Here is a 17,234-nt window from a genome sequence, read left to right as displayed (position 1 = left end):
AATCGCTACGAGAAAAGACCACTAAAATCAGTGGTCTTTTCTCGTACTTTCGATGTCAATTAGCATAAAATGACATAGATAAAGAAAGGGCGATTATGAAAAAATTTGATTACGACACACTCAATAACCTCGTTTTAACCCCTGAAATGGTCAATAAAATGAACCAAATTTATGAGCTTCGTGGTCAAATGGCCAACCTTCGTTTAAAGAATCCGGCTGTCCTGACAAGAATGACCAAGGTTGCGAAGATTGAAAGTACGGATGCTTCCAATCGAATTGAAGGCATTTACACCAGTCAAACACGTCTTAAAAAACTAGTATCCCAAACAACGACGCTACAAAATCGATCTGAAGCTGAGATTTCTGGCTATCGAGATGTTTTAAATCTCATTCACACCAATTTTCGAGAAATCAATCTCACTACTTCAAATATCCTTACACTTCATAAACACCTTTTTCGCCTCACTGAAGATTCATGGGGCGGTCATTTCAAAGATATTAATAATCAAGTTCTTGAAACCACTGAAAATGGCGAGACCACTGTCCGTTTCAATCCACCAGCCGCGCATTTGACCCCAAATTTAGTTGATGAATTATGTCAACAATTTTCAGAGGCGGTCGACCGAAGCAAATTGCCCGTCCTATTACTTTGCGCCGCATTTACATTTGATTTCGTGACCATTCATCCATTTCGAGACGGTAATGGTCGAATGTCTCGCCTACTGATGCTATTAACGTTATCGCGAGCTGGTTTTACAGTCGGCCAATTCATCAGTTTGGAAAAATTAATTGAAGAACAAAAAGACGCTTACTACGCTATCTTGCAAGAGAGCACCGTTGGTTGGTCGGAGAACAGCAATAATTATGGTCCCTTTATCAATTTTTTCCTGAGTGTTGTTCTCCAGACATATCGAGATTTTCACGATCGGCTAACGCCCTTACCAACTGACTTCGAAAAAATCACACCTAAACGCGATTCACGTTCAACCACTAAGCCCAAACGCCTCACGCCACAATTACTAGTGATGAATGCTCTTCAAGAAGCACTCATCCCCATTAACAAGCAGCAAATTATGAATGCAGTCCCTCAATACAGTCAGAAAACGATTGAACGTACACTGAGGCAACTCGTTGATGCTCACTCGGTTAAAATGTCTGGTCGATCCCGTGGGACTAAGTATCAGTTAGCTTAGATGCCTTACTACTTTGAAAACAAAGTGGCCTTTTTCTATGTAAAAAGAGCGCCATGAACGCCAACTCTCGCTGATGTTCATGGTGCTCAATTTTCGTGAAAACTCACTGTCGTTCAAACTAACAATAAATTTTTGACCGTATCAATAGGCCAGAATAAGAATCGAAAAACAGACGATAATCACAATCTCTCCCAAGAATTCTGCTGTAATCAACGCTTCTGGTTCAATAAAGATACTCTCGGTGGTTATAGTACTTGCAGCTTTACGTAACCTTGTTCTGTTTATCCAACTGATTACAAAATACGCGATTAGTAATAGATTAATTGATAATCCCCACACCACAAGTACAGACATCGGCGCGTCAAGCAAAAGGAAGCCAACTGCCACTGACAAAACAAGCAGAATCCTTAAAACCTTTGCCAGTCTACTAAACATTGAAAACACTGGTCGAGGAGCAAGCGTCTTTATTTTCTTGTAGTATTCTCGCACAGTTTGTTTTTGAGCTTTGTGTTTACGATTGTGCTTACTGATCAAATGTTGGTCGATGGCTACCCAAAGAAACAGATAGAGTGCCACCACTAGAGCATTAATCACGAGAAAATTAAAATATTCGACAATACCCCTCCTAACAATTGAATTAAGCTCCAGCGGGTGCCAAAACAACAACTAGCACTATTAATAAAAAAGTTACCACTGAAACAGCTCTTGCTGCTGGCAAGAAGAACTGGCTTGCATTTTGGAATGCACTAAAAGCTTGAAATGCGATTGCATTTTCTGTTGAATTATAATCGGCATTTTCTGTTCTTTCTTTAACCGTGTTATTATACGTCACAACCTCCGGCGTTGGAACAGCGACATCAATTGGATGAAAGCTAATTGATACCAATACTTCAAAGTTCACCGTAACTTCGTGACCATCTGTATCCTGCTTTGCGTCATTATACATATGCAAGGTGAACCCGTTGCCTGTCAAATTTGGACTGACCCATACCCGTCCGTTGCCAACGTGCTTAGAAATTGCGTCCACGGCACCTTGAGCTGCACTGGCAGGTAATGTCTTGTTTTGAAGCAGTTGATAATAAGGATCCATATTAGTAGTTACTTTATTCTTGTTAACATTGTACATAAATTGTACGCCAACACCTGGCACACTGACAGAACCACCAATATTCAACTTTGCGTCAATGTCAGCAGCACCACCTGAAACGTGCACAGACATCGCAGTTTCGTTAAATGATACGTCTTGTAATGGTGAAAATCCAGGTAAATCTGTCGCACAACCTTGAATAAACTTATTTGCCGCTTTGACCGTTGCTGAATAAATATCGGAACTATCTTGTGTTTGACTAAAGTTTTTAACAGCAGTGGAACGAAAAGCCGTCGTACCAACTTTGTCGATTGCAAAATCACCGATTTCTTCTTCGTCAAATTGATCAAAAGCCCAGCTCTTAGGCATTGCAAAGCCTAAGTTTCCAGAATAGCCAGTCGACATATCGCTGACAAACGCTCGACTAGCTGTGCCGTCTTCAATTACTGTGCTGGCAACATTACGCGTACCGTACACACCCGCAATAAACTCTGATCCTTCAATAATATCCTGTACTCCTGCAAAATATGCACCGGCAGTGCCAGCGATATCTCCTGTCTGAATATCGGCATCAACCGCAAAGTAAATCACGGTTCCTGCAGGGAAGCCTAAGTTTCGTGCCGCGCTTAATGCGGTCTTAGCATCACTTAGGCCTTTTGCATTGGTGAAATAAGCTACTTCATTTGAGGCACCATCTTGGTAAATTGGCCAAATACTCATTTTACCGTCTGTAATGGTTTTAATTTCTGAGCTACTAAGAGACTTATCACGTTCATTGCTTCCAGATCCAACACTCCCAGTCAAATAGCGGCCGACAGTATCGTATCCTGCATCAACTAAAGTCTGTACACGAGTAGCGGTTAACTGGAAAGATGTGTCGCATGCAGATGCGGCTCTGTCAGTATTTCCCGCACTAATCAATACGCCCATAAACACGTCTAAATCTGCTGTAGCCTTCGGAAATTCCGGTAAGGCCATGAAGGCGCGGAATTGATCAACCGTCGTCCCTAAAGCACTATCAAAACTTGTTGAAGCCGTGCCAGAGCTACTAAGCGCAGACTTAAAATTATTGACGTAAAGTCCCCAACGAAGAACACGTACAAACTTGCTAGTTGAGCCAACTGTCAATGTCGGCGTATTATCTATCGTTTTTTGACCATAAACACCAGCATATCCTGGTTGAATGCCGGCAGACGCCTGCATAGCATAAATTAATGCCGTGTTGGTTTCACGCTGATAGATACCATCACAAGGCAATATACCTGTGTAATCTTGATAATCATGATTAAGTGTTTGCTGCATCGTGCGAATTTTGGCATCGCCACCACTAACTAAAGTAAATGCATCCATTGTCAACAAGGCACCAAGAATATCAGAATCTACTCGTGCACTCGTATCTTTAATACCGGCATTCTTTTTTAGTTTTTCAACGGCTGCGGCAGTAGCACTTGAGAACTTACCATCAAACGCCTCTGGACTAATGCCTTTACACCAAAAGCCGCCTTGAATAATGCGAACAACATTGTGTTTAAAACCTACCACTGTTTTGTCAGCAAACTGCGCATCCCAACGAGAAATAGTACCTGGTCCAAAATTGTTTACAAGACCACCAATGCCCAATTCATGTTGTAGACCACGAATCAATCCATATACCGTTGGCCACCCAGTATGCCCACTTTCAGGCACATTACCAAACCCTGCAACATCTCCATACGTTGTGTTTAACCACTTTTGTGTTTCTAAAACCATTTCATCTACTGCCATTGTGTTATACTTCCTTTGTGTTTGATTGAAAACAGTTCTTTTCTGGCCAGAGTGGAATTTGTTTTCATCATCATGGTAGAACTTATGTTCGCATTTATCAATAAAAATGTGAACCTAAGTTCTATTTTCTTGCAATAAAATGCCCCTGATTTCCATCAATCAGGGGCTTTCTGGATTCATCTTCACTTAAAATATTGATTTAAAAACGCCTCTACATGCTGTTGATAGACCGCAGGATCATGTCTAAACGAGGCCGCGTGTTTAGCACCCTTAACGACCCACAATTCCTTTGGACCGGCGGCAGCCTTGTAGTTTTGGTAGACCATCTTTGTCGGCACAAATGTATCCTTGCTACCATGAATGAATAGCATCGGTCGCTGATTGCGTTTGACAGCGTTCACTGAGCTGGCCTCCGTGTAATTATATCCGGCGCGCACCTGACTGATTGCACTCACGATAGGTACCAGCGGCCATGATGGGATGCCGTACATCGACTTCGCCTGATAGTTAATTTCATCCTTCACGGAAGTGTAACCACAGTCTTCAATGTAGGCTTTTACCTGCTTAGGCACGTCGCGTTCGCCACTGACCATCATGGTTGTCGCACCGCCCATAGAAACACCGTCCATCAAAATCTGGCTGTCTTGTCCGTTCTTTTCAATAACTAAATTAATCCATTTCAAATAATCTTTTCGATCCAACCAACCGTAGCCAATGTATTTCCCCTGCGACTGACCAGCGGCCCGATCATCTGGAATTAAAACGTTGAAGCCGAGATCGTGAAACATCGTCCCATAGGCGGACATCTTTTCTTTGTTGCCACCGAATCCGTGGGCAATAACCACCGTTTTGTTGGTTTTCTGAGCTGCCGGTAAGTAGTTAGCGACTAATTTAAGGTTGCCTGGTTGACCAGTAATAGTCCACCGCTGTTTCTTCTGTTGACGGAACCACTGATCCTTTTGATATAAAGGATCAGTTTTTTTCATTGCTGCATTATTGATAAAGGCCTTGTGACTGCGCACTTCGGCGACTTGAAAGAAGTATGAGCCAGCGCCAAGTAACCCACCAACAAGCAATAAAACGACCACGATTAGTGTGATCCACAACGCTCGGTGATGTTTTTTAACTAGCTGACCGCTATGACGCATCTGATGTTTAGCCATTAGTTAACCCCCTGCCCTAATTGTCTAACTTTAACACGATTCCTCACCTGACACAACGGGCGTTTGTGCACCAGGACTGGTATAATAGCGGTAACATTGTTGGTAAACGGAGGGATTTCATGAAGTACAAACAGAACTGGAATTTGGAAAACATTTTCCCTGGTGGTTACGATTCACCGCAGGCAAACGCACGTTTAAAGGAATTAAACCAAGATCTTGGCACGCTGGCAACTGAATTGGCCGCCCTTGACCTTGCGAAGGATGCACCAGCATACCACGGTCTGTCCGATTACTTGAAGCACCGGGAAACAGATATCAACGGTTTAATGGAACTCAACGTTTTCTGGACCGCCCACCAGTCCGCGGATTTCAACAATACCGCAATTGGACCCAAATTGGCACAAGTCAGCGAAGCATTCAGTACGTTTAAAGATCTGGAAATTTCGTTTGGCAAAAAATTGGCCGAGATTAATGACGATGACTTTAAGGCACTGATTGTTCTGCCAGACTTCAAGGAAATTGCCTTTAACCTCACCGAGGACCGCAAATTAGCAGCTGAACAACTGGACGAAAAATCCGAAAGTATCATTAATAAACTGGCAATCGATGGCTTTACTGGTTGGAGCACGCATTACGACACCATCGCCTCACAAATCAGCGTACCGTACACCGATGAAAATGGTAAAACGCAGACACTTTCAGCAGGTCAAGCGCTAAACCAACTGACTGGTGCGCCGGACAATGACACGCGTAAGAACATCATGTCTGCCTATGAAAAGGCGTGGGGCAGCCAAGAGGCCGTTGTTGGCGACACGTTGAATCATTTAGCTGGCTTCCGTTTGCAGAACTATAAGCTGCACGGTACCGACGATTTCTTGAAGCACCCATTGGAATTGAACCGCATGAGCCGCCAAACATTGAAGGCAATGTGGAATGTTGTTGAAGCTAACAAGGGCATGTTCATCCCCTACATGGATCGTAAGGCAGCCTTGCTGGGCAAACAAACGTATGACTGGCAGGATCAAACCGCACCAATTATGGTCGACGGTTATGAAAGCAAAGCGATTGACTATGACCACGCGGCTGACTTCATCGTCGCCAACTTCCGTAAGTTCAGTCCTAAGATGGCAGACCTTGCCCAAACCGCGTTTGACAACCAATGGATTGAAGTTGAAGACCGCCTTGGCAAACAACCGGGTGGCTACATGGAAGAAATTCCAGAACGCCAAGAATCGCGGATTTTCTTAACCTACACTGGCACACCAGATGATGCCTCATCGGTCGCCCACGAAATTGGCCACGCCTTCCATTACAGTGTCGTCAAAGACCTGCCAGAAATGCGTCGCAGTTACGCGATGAACGTCGCCGAAACAGCCTCGACTTTTGCTGAACTGGTTGTGGCTGACGCTAACGTTAAATCTGCCACCAGCGTTGGTGAAAAGATCAACCTGTTAGACACCAAGATGAATAACCCTGTCGCTATGTTCATGAACATCCGCGCCCGCTACCTGTTTGAAACGAACTTCTACAAAGAACGATTAAACGGACAAGTGACCCCTGAACGGATGGATGCTTTGATGTTAGCCGCTCAAAAGTGGGCCTTCTCTGACCACCTTGGCACGTATCACCCACACTTCTGGGCTAGCAAGTTGCACTTCTACATCAACGAAATACCATTCTACAACTTCCCTTACACGTTCGGTTACCTCTTCAGCCTTGGTATTTACGCGAAGGCTCAGGCAAGCGGTGGGAACTTTGAGGACCAGTACATCGCCCTGTTACGGGACACGGCAAACATGTCGACGGAAGATCTCGCTAAGAAGCATCTCGGCGTTGATCTCACCAAACCGGACTTCTGGCAGTCGGGAGCGGATCTGGTTAAGAAAGACATTGACGAGTTCCTCAAACTGTCCGACGATTTGGTTCACTAAATTCAAACAGTTTTATATGCCGTTACGATGTGCTGAGACGCCGTTCCATGAGGACCGGTCTCAACCCCGCTGGGTTTTCGACCTAGATTCTGAGCCACAAACCGTCTCAGAACTCGTCCCACAGTACTAAATGGCCAAAATCTCGCCATTAAGTACTGTTTACACGGAACTCTGTCTCCGCCCATCTTCACTCAAATAACAGTTAACTGGATCATCGACAGATGCAACCATTTCGAATTCAATTGAATCAAGGTTGTAGTTGCAATCTTAGATGGAGGACATCAACAGTGATACCGAGCCGTGAAGGTAACGTTAATTCGGCGGTTTGTCCGAATTTAGGTTACGGACGACTGCCAAGACTCGGATTCTCACGAGGCTTGGCGGCGAAGTGAAAGACGGTGCACTTCCGGCTTGAACCGGTCCCACGGCGAGCGTGTCACTGTTGACAACCGTAAGCGACAGCCAAACGCGCAACCCAAAATCCACATGACTCAAGGAGGTTATCATGTCAGTCACTGCGTTTTCGTTTCCATCCACTGACCGCCGGCACGAACTGGAAGCCCGCATCTGGACGCCAGATGATCAGCAACCCGTCGGCACCATTCAGATTGTGCACGGCATGGCAGAGCACATCGACCGCTACCAACCGTTTGCGGAATTTCTCAATGCTCACGGTTGGGTCGTGGCTGGCGATAACCATCTGGGTCATGGTCATTCGGTCGGCCATTCACCACTCGGATACTTTGGCAAACAACAGCCGATTGAACATCTCATTAATGATGAGTTTACCCTGACTAAACGACTGCGCCATGACTATCCTGGTCTCCCGCACGTCATCATCGGTCATTCCATGGGTGCCATGATGGTTCAATTATTCTTAACTCAGTATGGAAGTTGGGTAGACGCAGCCGTTGTGATTGGCTCGGCCGTTGCTCATCCGATCCTAGCTGTGATCAGACCCATAGTGGCCGTCCTCAACAACTTTGCGCCCCGCCGACCTAATCACACGCTGGATAGACTGGCCTTCGGTGCTTATGCCAAACGGTTTCCTGAGGATTCACCCTTTCAGTGGCTGTCGGAAAATCCCGTCAACGTTCATCGTTACAACAATGATCCGTTGTCCGGTTTCACCTTCACCAATAACGGCTTCTCCGTGCTGTTTCGGATGACAACTTTGTCAACCAAACGACAATGGCATCAGGGCATCCCCAAACAACTGCCGATTCTATTCACCAGTGGTAAAGAAGATCCCGTTGGCGGCTTTAGTTTGGGACCACGCCGTCATGTCCGTTCGCTAAAACGAGCTGGCTTTACTGACGTGACACTCAAATTATGGCCGCACATGCGTCACGAAATTCTTAACGAACGCGACCACGAGCAGGTCTATGCGGTACTATTGAAGTGGATCGAAGATCATACAATCTCTGTAGAAAGGAAGTGAGAATATGTTCCCTGAACGTTTACGTGCTATCCGCCGTGGTCGTCACATTACATTGGATCAGTTGGCGGACGCACTAAGTCAGAACCTCTCACCAAACGAAAAGCCGAACACTGCTTCACAAATTGGTAACTGGGAGCGTGGCATTCGGACCCCTTCCTACATTGAAGTGCGCAAACTTTCCGAATTCTTTGATGTCTCGCTGGATTACCTGACTGGAAAAACGGAACTGGATGAATATGATCTAGGCCGCTTATTTCTCTCAGGCAAACGGCTGACGTTTAACGGCGAAACACTGAGCAGCCAAGACCGTTATGAAGTGTACCAATTGATTGAAGGCTATCTTCACGGTCGGCAAACACGCCGTCCAGATGTCCCAATTGATCACCAAGAAGAACTTGATCTTGGTTATGACGACGAAAAAGAATAGAAAGGCAACCGTGTATGAATCCAAAACAACTTCGCAAACTTAAGCGCCAGGTTCAGCAGCAACCCAAACGCAAGACAGCCCCTTCAACGGATGCAAATGGCTTACGACCCGACGCTGGTGCGCACAACGATTATATTGCCGAAATGAACCAATTTCGGGACCAATTTAACGGTTTGGGTGAAGCTGTCTTCCTGATCAATCAGGTATTGGAAGCTGACCGGTTGTTGTCGCGCGGACTGTTACCGCAACCGCTACCGGAACTATTGTTGCCGGACAACTTCCAGGACACCGTTTATCAGCATGTTCTGAAGCAATATCCGATTGGTGACAAACGTGGCGACAAGGTGTGGAATGCATTTTCCAACGCCCTGCCACGTTTGGACACTGCCCTTCGGAACTTCCGCGACTACCTCGAGGATACGTATGGCATGTGGGCTTACATCTCCGCACCGTTTGTTAACGACCTGAGTCAATATCTGAACGGTCGCCCAACGCTCGAACTCATGGCCGGTAATGGCTATATTTCAAAAGGACTGCGGGACAAGCAACCTTCACAACAGATTTTCACTACCGACTCCAAGGACTGGACAAAAGAAAACGAAACCGGCAAGCACCCCGTGACCAATATTGAACAACTCGATGCGCTCAGTGCCATCGAAAAGTACGGTGACCAAGTCGGTGCTATTGTCATGTCCTGGTCGCCAGATGGTCAAGATATCGACTGGCAAGTCCTTCAAGCCATTCGAAAGTTGCCGACGCCGCCAGAATTCATTGTCATTGGCGAACAAAATGGTGCCACCGACTCCAAGACGTTTTGGCAAAACGCTGAGCTGACGGAAAGTGAACCGTTGAATCGTAATTTTAGCCGGTTCGACCTCATTCACGATCGGGTATACATCGTCAAATAAGCCATTAAACGAGGTATTTATGAGTAAAACATTACGTGACGCATTGTCCTTTTTGGCTGGTGGTATTTTTCTGTTAGCCTTTGGCATCTGGGACAAGCAATTAGCCAGTGGTGCGTTTGGATTCGTGTTATTGCTGATTGGTCTGTATAATCTGTACAGCTACTGGCATGAAAGACAGAATAAAGATAAATAATTCTTAAACCAACACTCAGTCTGGTAAGATTATTGCTTTTCAACAAAGCGTTTAAAAAATGACAATTCTGAAATTTTCAGAATTGTCATTTTTGTTTACAAATCACTTTAAGACTGTTTACAGATTTTGATTAATTTTGGCTAGCAACTCCGCTAATAGTTGCTGCTCCCCGGGTGTTAACGAGCCGATTGTCCGGTCAGCCACCCCTGCTTCAAATTGATGAATGGTTGGATACAGTGCCGTGGCCTTCTCTGTTGGAAATAAACGACGAACTTTTTTGTTAACTGCGTCCGGTCGTTTCTCGACGTAACCTTCCGCAATTAACTTTTGAACGGCCCGAAAACTTGTCGTGCGGTCAACAGCCATGTCCGCAGCCAAGGCATCAAAAAAGAGTCCCGGCCGTTCACAAATCCGCAGTAGATATTGAAAACGATTATTGTTCAGTCCTTGAGACGCAAATTCGTGATTGGCGCTCGCCGTAGCGCGCCGTGAAAAGGTACCGATTTGTCTTAATTCATCAATCATTTTAAACTCCTTGTTGCATTTGCAATAAATTAAAACTATACTAAATGCCATTAATAACGAAAGAAGTAACACTATGTGGCAATTAAAACGGTTCTCTAAGTTAACTCCAAATGAATTATACGACATCTTCTATGCACGAATCCAGACCTTTGTGGTTGATCAAAACCGGATTTATCAAGAAGTCGATGAACAGGACAAGGCAGCCCTGCACTTAATGGATTACGAAAATGGTCGTCTTGTTGCATACGCACGAATTTTCACAGAAGAAAAGCACGTGACGTTTGGCCGCGTGCTGTCGATTCCCGAAGTTCGTGGACAAGGTTACGGACGGTTGCTACTCGAACAGATCATGCAAGTATTGAATGATCACTTCAGTGATTTACCCGTCGAAATCGAAGCCCAAGAACAGGTTCAGGGTTTATATACAAAATTTGGTTTTCACGCTGTGGGCGATGTGTTCTTATTCAACCACACACCACACATCAAGATGGTTCACGAGCCATTGGCAACTACTCATGCAACTCAATTGGCTGCCCATCAGGGTCGTGAATAAACGTCATCGCCTTCCCAGTGAACTCGTCGTGGCGAATTGGTTCAGACTTTACACCCAGTTCAGCTAACTCAATCACCGTTTGCGACACATCTTTTACCATAAAGGCAATGTGGCGTAATCCCAGCGCCTCTGGATACGTTAACCGTGCCGGACTGTTTGGACGCACAAAGAGTTCCAACTGAACGTTGCCAGCACAAAGCATGATCACGGTATCATGTTTAATTGGACGGTCATATTCACTGACCATCTGAAAACCAAGCTTCGTTATATAAAAATCCTTGGCCTTCGTGTAGTTTGAAACGACGATTGCGATGTGATGCAATGTGCTTAATTCCATGTGTGCCCTCCTCTTTGTGCAGCCTAGCGATTGCTTAGTGCTCAGGCCGTACTCCTTACCTATTAGTGTAGCATACTCGCCAACTTCACCCATTTTGAATGCTTAACTCAAGCACCAACAAAATGAGCAAAAAAAAGCTTCTATCATAAATGATAGAAGTTAGTTTGGCGTGTCTGGTATACCTCCCAGACTTGAGGGGTTCTTCAATCACGAAGAACTGAGTACCGGCACCCAATTAGTAGTCGGTGGGTGGGCCGCCGTGTTCCACAACACGAACGATCAAGCACTCCTTATACGAAGGAAAAACGTGCCCCCGGCTTCGATAGCCACTAGCCTCCGCAGAGGAACGACATTACTGCCGTCTGGCTGATCTCGACTCATCGCATGTAAATACACTAACATCTTATTGAGATGAATGCAAATGTGAGGGGCGCAGAAGACAGAATTTTATGGCTGAAAGTGCATATTTAATATCTGTGTGGATTGAGGCTGGCTCATTGAGCTAGTCGCATGTCCGTTACGCCAATCGGCAGTCAATTATGGCCTGCTGTTAACGTAAAAACGAGCAGTCGTCGTAAACTTTGGACAGTTGACGAGTGCTCGTTTATCGTTCACACCACCGCTTTTGCGGATCGGTAGGATGCCATCACCAGTGGCATCCTTTTTACGTTGTCATTACATGTTCACCCTAAAAAGAGTCAGTACGACTGAATTATTAACGTGAGAACAAATCGTTCAATTGACTGATATAACAGCATTTATAGATGCTATCATCTTACTGATTTTCTCATGAAAACGGCATGGAAACCTCATCTAAATCGAGGGAACCGTGTCGTTCGGTTTGCTATAATTTTGGTTACCGAGAAGTGAAGACGGTGGTGATCTTTTTGTCCGAAAGAAGATGGTGCCAATGGGGTAAAGATTTTTTACCGTATTGCCGTAGAATCTGCTGAAAGGAGATTACCTCGTGTCCGTAAAGGATGCACTGCAGCTAGTGCTGGAGTTTGCCATGTTCGTTGTGGCCCTCCTTGCACTGGTCGTTCAGTTAATAGTGGCCATTATGGCCTGCTGTTAACGTAAAAAACGAGCAGTCGTCGTAAACTTTGGGAAGTTGACGAGTGCTCGTTTATCGTTCACACCACCGCTTTTGCGGATCGGTAGGATGTCATCTCCAGTGGCATCCTTTTTACGTTGTCATTATAACATGTTCATCCTAAAAAGAGTCAGTACAATTGGATGATTCATGTAAAAACAAATCGTTCAATCGACTGATATAACAACATTTATAGATGCTATCATCTTACTGATTTTCTCATGAAAACAGCATGAAAGCTTCATCTAAATCGAGGAAACCGTGTCGCTTGGTTTGCTATAATTTTTGTTGCCGAGAAGTGAAGACGGTGGTGACTCTGGCGTATTTATACGTCTGAAAGAAGATGGTGCTAATGGGGTAAGAATTTTTTACCGTATTGCCGCAGAATCTGATGGAAAGGAGTTACCTCGTGTCCGTAAAGGATGCACTGCAGCTAGTGCTGGAGTTTGCCATGTTCGTTGTGGCCCTCCTCGCACTGGTCGTTCAGTTAATAGCAGTCATTATGGCTTGCTGTTAACGAAAAAAACGAGCAGTCGTCGTAAACTTTGGACAGTTGACGATTGCTCGTTGATCATCTAGCGCCACCGCTTTTGCGGATCGGTAGGATGCCATCACTAGTGGCATCCTTTTTACGTTGTCATTATAACATGTTCATCCTAAAAAAAGTCAGTACAATTGGATGATTCATGTGACAATAACTCATTCACTTGGTCGTTCAGTTAATAGTGGCCATTATGGCCTGCTGTTAACGTAAAAAACGGGCAGTCGTCTCAACTTTGGACAGTTGACGATTGCTCGTTGATCATCTAGCGCCACCGCTTTTGCGGATCGGTAGGATGCCATCTCTAGTGGCATCCCTTTTACGTTGTTATTATAACACCTTCGTTTAGCAAGATGTCCAACAAAGTTTGCCCACGACATACCCTCTTTGCTTGGCATTCTAGTCGTTTGCAAGTATAGTAAGACTACTATGACAAACTTCCTGACTTCCACCCGCCTGGCGTGGGTGATTGAATTTATTTTCCATCCACTATCCTTTTTAGTGCCGTGGACCAACCAATTTAACTACTGGGGCTATGTGGTGCTATTTACTGTCCTCTTTTTAGAAAGCGCCTACCTGTTATTCTCATTCTTACCAGCGCAGTCGCTGCTGTTTGTCGCCGGAGCAATTTCTGCGAACCGGTCTTCAGTGCTCAACATCTACCTCTTATTGATTGGTTTTGTGGTGATGACACTGGTCGGATCGACCATCAAATACCGCACTGGCATCCGCATGAAGGCGCGCGCTGATGCACATATTCAGCAAAAACGCGATGAGGGTAAGTCGCAAAGTAAAACCATGAAGCGACTGTCTCAATCTGAAGTCTACTTTGAGAAGTACGGGGGTAGTTTTCTAATTATCGCGCGGTTTGTTCCTATTGTCGGCCTTTTCATGCCGCTCATTGCCGGCGAAACCAAGATGGATCAACGCCAATTTCATCTATTTAACACGATTGGCGTCGTGGCTTGGATCTTGATCGCCACACTAGCAGGTTTTTTCTTCGGCAAAACACAGTTTGTCAAAAACTACTTTACGTTTATCTGCATTGGTATTGCGTTGCTACCGATTATCCTTCACGAAGTTGTCCGGTTTGTGCGTGAATGGGTTGATGCGATTCGTGACCTTAATTGAGATATTTACTCCCTTCACGGACGGCCAATGAACTCATCTTGGATTGATGATCAGCGATAAATTGACGTACCCAATCCGGATTAGTCTTACTGTAATCGCGTAGTGCCCAGCCAATCGCCTTTTGGATAAAAAATTCGTCGGTCGTTAAATCGGCCATCATCATCTCACTTAAATACGCTTCATCCGTTAACGTTTTAAAGCCTAACTGCAAGGTAATGCCCACCCGGCGTTGCCAGAAGTCGGGCTTTTCTTTATACCACGTGCCGACTTCTGCTAACCAGTCTGGATGACGTTTGACAACGCGACCAATCACCCCACGAATAGCGTCGACACTATCCCACCAAGGTTTAACTGTAATATAGTCACTCAGCCACGCTAACTCATCCTGTGTCAGCCGAGTGACATTATGCTGCATCATATCAATGGCAACGTATTGATACTCACGCTCTGGCAGCGCGTATAGTGTCGCAAACTGCCGTTTCAATGCCGACAACGTTAACTGCTTACTGTCAACCAGCAGTGTATGTTCCTGTTGCCTACGTTCTGGTGACTTAACACCAGCAAACGGAAACTTATTCTTCATGTATGCGGCCATTCCCTCAGCCGTCTTGGGATCACCCTTTAAAAAAGCTGTTATCATTGTTCAAACCCACCTTATGTAAACGGCGGGTATCAGTGAAAGACCACTTTTCACTAATACTCGCCGCAATTGAAACCTTTATTTAATTGTGAAAACTAATCCTCGGCCTCTTTTTCAGCGTCGGCCGTTTCCAGCTTTTCAACCTGTTCACGAAGCCAGTCAGTAATTTTAGCACTCACAGAATCTGGATCGTCTAAAAATGCTTGAACAGAACTGGCCATATCAATTCGCATCTTGGACACATTGATGGCTGGCGAGTCGAAAATCATGTACAGATTTACTTCGCGTTCGTCGTCAGGATCAAGCATCTTATCAATCTCATTCGCATAGGCAAACGGCAAATTGATCAATGAGCTTTCTAAACGAACATTCATTTCAACATCGTGAAAGCCGGTGATATCAACCCGTGTTTGAATTAACTTACCAGCTGCGAGTTGTTTCTGTGCAAAGGCAATGCTGTCAGCCATAACGCCTTCCGGATCATCATTCAGTTTGTCAAACGTGGTTGTGGATGAGGTTGCCACATACGTTTCATCTTGCAATGCCTGTAGAAAATCGGCAACTTTTTCTTCCATGGTTATTTTCTCCCGTTCGCTTGTTTATTTGCTTTGCGTTCGACCCAAATGCGGTTGTTTTCCTCGTAGTTGCGACGGAATCGTGCTCCCGCCACAAAGGCTTCAAAGTTGGTAATTAAACCAATTACCGCAAACAGATCAATCATTACGTTTATGAAAACCACACCGTGGCCCGTAAACGTCTGTACCACCGCTAAGAGTAGCACAGCTGTCAAAATAATTAGAACGAAAGACTGCGGATATACTGAAAACCGCCAGTTAAGTGCAAACATAATGACAGGGATAGCGACGAAGACTAACATAATGCCTTCGTTTGCCAGAAAATGCGGCCACTGCTGGCTCGCACTTTTGCCAAAGCCAAAGTACACCCCCGCATTCACGATCGTGTAGAAAATCCAGGAAGCAATCGTCAAGCTGACGACACGTACATCTCTCATCTAGACAAAAACCTTTCTATGCCAACAAATCGACCAATTGTTCTTTCGAAATGCCGACGAAGTATTTTGCCAGGTCCACGTCTGCCAAAGCAGATGCTAAATCGTCACGGTCATACTTCACGCCCGTCAGTTTGTCAGCCAGTGCAGAAACATCTTCTGGTCCGAAGAAATCCCCGTAGAACTTGATGTTGTTGATCTTACCATCATCAACGTTCAAACGTGCATCAATCGTCCCATAATCAAAGTGCTGACGCTTCTTCACCGTAAATTCTGGTGACTTACCGTAAACCCAGTCCCAATTATTGTAATATTGTTCGTACAACTTGTCGATTTCTTTCTGATCATCGTCAGTAACTTGGACTTCACGGTCCTTGATGTCAGCGAGGTCGTCAACGTTAAACAATTCTTTCAATAAAATGTCACGGAACGTTGGGACATCAATGTCTTGATATTCTTTATCCAAGTAAGGACGCAGGTTGGTAACCCGTGAACGAACGGACTTGATTCCCTTTGAAGCAATCTTATCTTCTGGTACATTAAGTGCATGTGTCACAACATCAAGATCCACGTTAAGCATTAACGTGCCATGTGAGAATGTCTTCCCATTACGGGTGTACATCGCGTTTCCAGAGAACTTCTTGCCATCAACGAGAATATCGTTACGACCAGAAACTTCGGCGGTTGTGGCCCCCATTTTGTGTAAGGCATCTACGATTGGCTTTGTGAAAGATTTGAAATCGCCAAATTCTTCACTGTTTGAGTCCACCACGAAGCTGAAACATAAATTACCTAAATCCTGATAAACGGCACCACCACCGGACAGACGACGGGTTACCCGAATGTTGTGCTCTTGAACATACTTCTGGTTAATTTCTTCCTGAGTGTTTTGATTACGACCAACGATGATACATGGTTCCTCATAGTAGAATAGTAATAACGGTTCATCAAACTTCTTGTTGTTCATCAAATATTGCTCGGTGGCTAAGTTCTCGCCAATGTTGTGCGATTTCATCGAAACATAGTACATAACGTTAAATCCCCCTAAGCATCTTTTTTATTGATGATTCACCCAGTACAGCGGTTTGTAACAACTTATAAATAGATGAATCACGCTTTCACCAATGATGTTAGCACTTTCTGAAAGCGGACACAATCGCTAATTTGACAGTGTTTCGTTTTGTGATTTCACAAACTTTCTAAATATTGAATATTACCTTTCATTTGACCAGGCCATTAATTATTGGCAACCAAATAAGTTTACATTTAGCGCCCATAAATTAGTAAATCGCTTACAT

18 protein-coding genes are annotated in these 17,234 nt (G+C 44.8%); 10 read left to right on the top strand and 8 right to left on the bottom strand.

The window, feature by feature from the left end; translation table 11 throughout:
• The first annotated feature begins 95 nt into the window (after positions 1–95).
• Entirely contained in the window at positions 96–1,193 is a 1,098-nt protein-coding gene (locus GB993_RS12000) for a Fic family protein (protein WP_161004469.1), read from the top strand.
• A gap of 637 nt (positions 1,194–1,830) precedes the next feature.
• Here the strand turns inward: GB993_RS12000 and GB993_RS11995 are convergent.
• Both GB993_RS11995 and GB993_RS11990 read right to left on the bottom strand, forming a co-directional pair.
• Positions 1,831–4,044 (bottom strand): glycoside hydrolase domain-containing protein, encoded by a 2,214-nt coding sequence (locus GB993_RS11995; RefSeq protein ID WP_161004468.1) that lies wholly within the window; start codon positions 4,042–4,044, stop codon positions 1,831–1,833.
• Positions 4,045–4,226: 182 nt separating this feature from the next.
• Complete coding sequence (locus GB993_RS11990; RefSeq protein WP_238331663.1) at positions 4,227–5,207, bottom strand: alpha/beta hydrolase; 981 nt, start codon at positions 5,205–5,207, stop codon at positions 4,227–4,229.
• 119 nt (positions 5,208–5,326) lie between these two features.
• Between GB993_RS11990 and GB993_RS11985 the strand changes: the two genes are divergently transcribed.
• The 5 genes from GB993_RS11985 (at position 5,327) to GB993_RS11965 (ending at position 10,107) form a co-directional block, all read left to right on the top strand.
• Positions 5,327–7,138, top strand: coding sequence for a M3 family oligoendopeptidase (locus GB993_RS11985; RefSeq protein WP_161004467.1), 1,812 nt, complete (start codon positions 5,327–5,329; stop codon positions 7,136–7,138).
• 505 nt (positions 7,139–7,643) lie between these two features.
• Positions 7,644–8,579, top strand: coding sequence for an alpha/beta fold hydrolase (locus GB993_RS11980; protein ID WP_161004466.1), 936 nt, complete (start codon positions 7,644–7,646; stop codon positions 8,577–8,579).
• A 4-nt stretch (positions 8,580–8,583) separates the two neighbouring features.
• Entirely contained in the window at positions 8,584–9,006 is a 423-nt protein-coding gene (locus GB993_RS11975; RefSeq protein ID WP_017261531.1) for a helix-turn-helix domain-containing protein, read from the top strand.
• Positions 9,007–9,020: 14 nt separating this feature from the next.
• Complete coding sequence (locus GB993_RS11970; RefSeq protein WP_161004465.1) at positions 9,021–9,914, top strand: SAM-dependent methyltransferase; 894 nt, start codon at positions 9,021–9,023, stop codon at positions 9,912–9,914.
• Positions 9,915–9,933: 19 nt separating this feature from the next.
• Entirely contained in the window at positions 9,934–10,107 is a 174-nt protein-coding gene (locus GB993_RS11965; RefSeq protein WP_161004464.1) for a hypothetical protein, read from the top strand.
• 117 nt (positions 10,108–10,224) lie between these two features.
• Here the strand turns inward: GB993_RS11965 and GB993_RS11960 are convergent, their stop codons facing one another.
• Positions 10,225–10,632: a MarR family winged helix-turn-helix transcriptional regulator gene (locus GB993_RS11960; RefSeq protein WP_161004463.1), complete on the bottom strand. Its 408-nt coding sequence runs from the start codon at positions 10,630–10,632 to the stop codon at positions 10,225–10,227.
• Positions 10,633–10,705: 73 nt separating this feature from the next.
• On the opposite strand from GB993_RS11960, the gene GB993_RS11955 reads away from it, so the two are divergent.
• Complete coding sequence (locus GB993_RS11955; RefSeq protein ID WP_161004462.1) at positions 10,706–11,185, top strand: GNAT family N-acetyltransferase; 480 nt, start codon at positions 10,706–10,708, stop codon at positions 11,183–11,185.
• Here GB993_RS11955 and gloA2 read toward each other — a convergent pair.
• Positions 11,142–11,522, bottom strand: coding sequence for an SMU1112c/YaeR family gloxylase I-like metalloprotein (gloA2, locus tag GB993_RS11950; protein ID WP_017261540.1), 381 nt, complete (start codon positions 11,520–11,522; stop codon positions 11,142–11,144). The two genes, GB993_RS11955 and gloA2, sit on opposite strands and share 44 nt — an antisense overlap.
• Positions 11,523–12,489: 967 nt before the next feature.
• On the opposite strand from gloA2, the gene GB993_RS11945 reads away from it, so the two are divergent.
• The 3 genes from GB993_RS11945 to GB993_RS11935 all read left to right on the top strand — a co-directional run bounded on the left by GB993_RS11945 (position 12,490) and on the right by GB993_RS11935 (position 14,287).
• A complete protein-coding gene (locus GB993_RS11945) occupies positions 12,490–12,597 on the top strand; it encodes a putative holin-like toxin (protein ID WP_161004461.1) in 108 nt (35 codons plus the stop codon).
• Between the two features lie 427 nt (positions 12,598–13,024).
• Positions 13,025–13,132 (top strand): putative holin-like toxin, encoded by a 108-nt coding sequence (locus tag GB993_RS11940; protein ID WP_161002178.1) that lies wholly within the window; start codon positions 13,025–13,027, stop codon positions 13,130–13,132.
• Between the two features lie 453 nt (positions 13,133–13,585).
• Positions 13,586–14,287 (top strand): VTT domain-containing protein, encoded by a 702-nt coding sequence (locus tag GB993_RS11935; RefSeq protein ID WP_161004459.1) that lies wholly within the window; start codon positions 13,586–13,588, stop codon positions 14,285–14,287.
• Here the strand turns inward: GB993_RS11935 and GB993_RS11930 are convergent.
• From GB993_RS11930 to lplA, 4 genes are all read right to left on the bottom strand, one after another.
• Positions 14,280–14,927: a DNA alkylation repair protein gene (locus tag GB993_RS11930; protein WP_161004458.1), complete on the bottom strand. Its 648-nt coding sequence runs from the start codon at positions 14,925–14,927 to the stop codon at positions 14,280–14,282. The two genes, GB993_RS11935 and GB993_RS11930, sit on opposite strands and share 8 nt — an antisense overlap.
• Before the next feature lie 95 nt (positions 14,928–15,022).
• On the bottom strand, positions 15,023–15,502 hold the full coding sequence (locus GB993_RS11925) for a hypothetical protein (protein WP_161004457.1): 480 nt from the start codon (positions 15,500–15,502) through the stop codon (positions 15,023–15,025).
• A gap of 2 nt (positions 15,503–15,504) precedes the next feature.
• Positions 15,505–15,939, bottom strand: a complete 435-nt coding sequence (locus tag GB993_RS11920; RefSeq protein WP_017261544.1) for a hypothetical protein — start codon at positions 15,937–15,939, stop codon at positions 15,505–15,507.
• Positions 15,940–15,955: 16 nt separating this feature from the next.
• Positions 15,956–16,966 (bottom strand): lipoate--protein ligase, encoded by a 1,011-nt coding sequence (gene lplA, locus GB993_RS11915; protein WP_161002173.1) that lies wholly within the window; start codon positions 16,964–16,966, stop codon positions 15,956–15,958.
• Positions 16,967–17,234 lie beyond the last annotated feature (268 nt).

The organism is Furfurilactobacillus milii (assembly GCF_009864005.1).
Taxonomy (GTDB): domain Bacteria; phylum Bacillota; class Bacilli; order Lactobacillales; family Lactobacillaceae; genus Furfurilactobacillus; species Furfurilactobacillus rossiae_B.
The sequence above is the reverse complement of the archived record's forward strand: the minus strand, read 5'-3'. Positions and strand labels throughout refer to the sequence as shown.

Coding starts and splice junctions, on each gene's coding strand:
- GB993_RS12000 (WP_161004469.1), top strand. CDS start 96: ATGAAAAAATTTGATTACGACACACTCAATAACCTCGTTTTAACCCCT.
- GB993_RS11995 (WP_161004468.1), bottom strand. CDS start 4,044: ATGGCAGTAGATGAAATGGTTTTAGAAACACAAAAGTGGTTAAACACA.
- GB993_RS11990 (WP_238331663.1), bottom strand. CDS start 5,207: ATGGCTAAACATCAGATGCGTCATAGCGGTCAGCTAGTTAAAAAACAT.
- GB993_RS11985 (WP_161004467.1), top strand. CDS start 5,327: ATGAAGTACAAACAGAACTGGAATTTGGAAAACATTTTCCCTGGTGGT.
- GB993_RS11980 (WP_161004466.1), top strand. CDS start 7,644: ATGTCAGTCACTGCGTTTTCGTTTCCATCCACTGACCGCCGGCACGAA.
- GB993_RS11975 (WP_017261531.1), top strand. CDS start 8,584: ATGTTCCCTGAACGTTTACGTGCTATCCGCCGTGGTCGTCACATTACA.
- GB993_RS11970 (WP_161004465.1), top strand. CDS start 9,021: ATGAATCCAAAACAACTTCGCAAACTTAAGCGCCAGGTTCAGCAGCAA.
- GB993_RS11965 (WP_161004464.1), top strand. CDS start 9,934: ATGAGTAAAACATTACGTGACGCATTGTCCTTTTTGGCTGGTGGTATT.
- GB993_RS11960 (WP_161004463.1), bottom strand. CDS start 10,632: ATGATTGATGAATTAAGACAAATCGGTACCTTTTCACGGCGCGCTACG.
- GB993_RS11955 (WP_161004462.1), top strand. CDS start 10,706: ATGTGGCAATTAAAACGGTTCTCTAAGTTAACTCCAAATGAATTATAC.
- gloA2 (WP_017261540.1), bottom strand. CDS start 11,522: ATGGAATTAAGCACATTGCATCACATCGCAATCGTCGTTTCAAACTAC.
- GB993_RS11935 (WP_161004459.1), top strand. CDS start 13,586: ATGACAAACTTCCTGACTTCCACCCGCCTGGCGTGGGTGATTGAATTT.
- GB993_RS11930 (WP_161004458.1), bottom strand. CDS start 14,927: ATGATAACAGCTTTTTTAAAGGGTGATCCCAAGACGGCTGAGGGAATG.
- GB993_RS11925 (WP_161004457.1), bottom strand. CDS start 15,502: ATGGAAGAAAAAGTTGCCGATTTTCTACAGGCATTGCAAGATGAAACG.
- GB993_RS11920 (WP_017261544.1), bottom strand. CDS start 15,939: ATGAGAGATGTACGTGTCGTCAGCTTGACGATTGCTTCCTGGATTTTC.
- lplA (WP_161002173.1), bottom strand. CDS start 16,966: ATGTACTATGTTTCGATGAAATCGCACAACATTGGCGAGAACTTAGCC.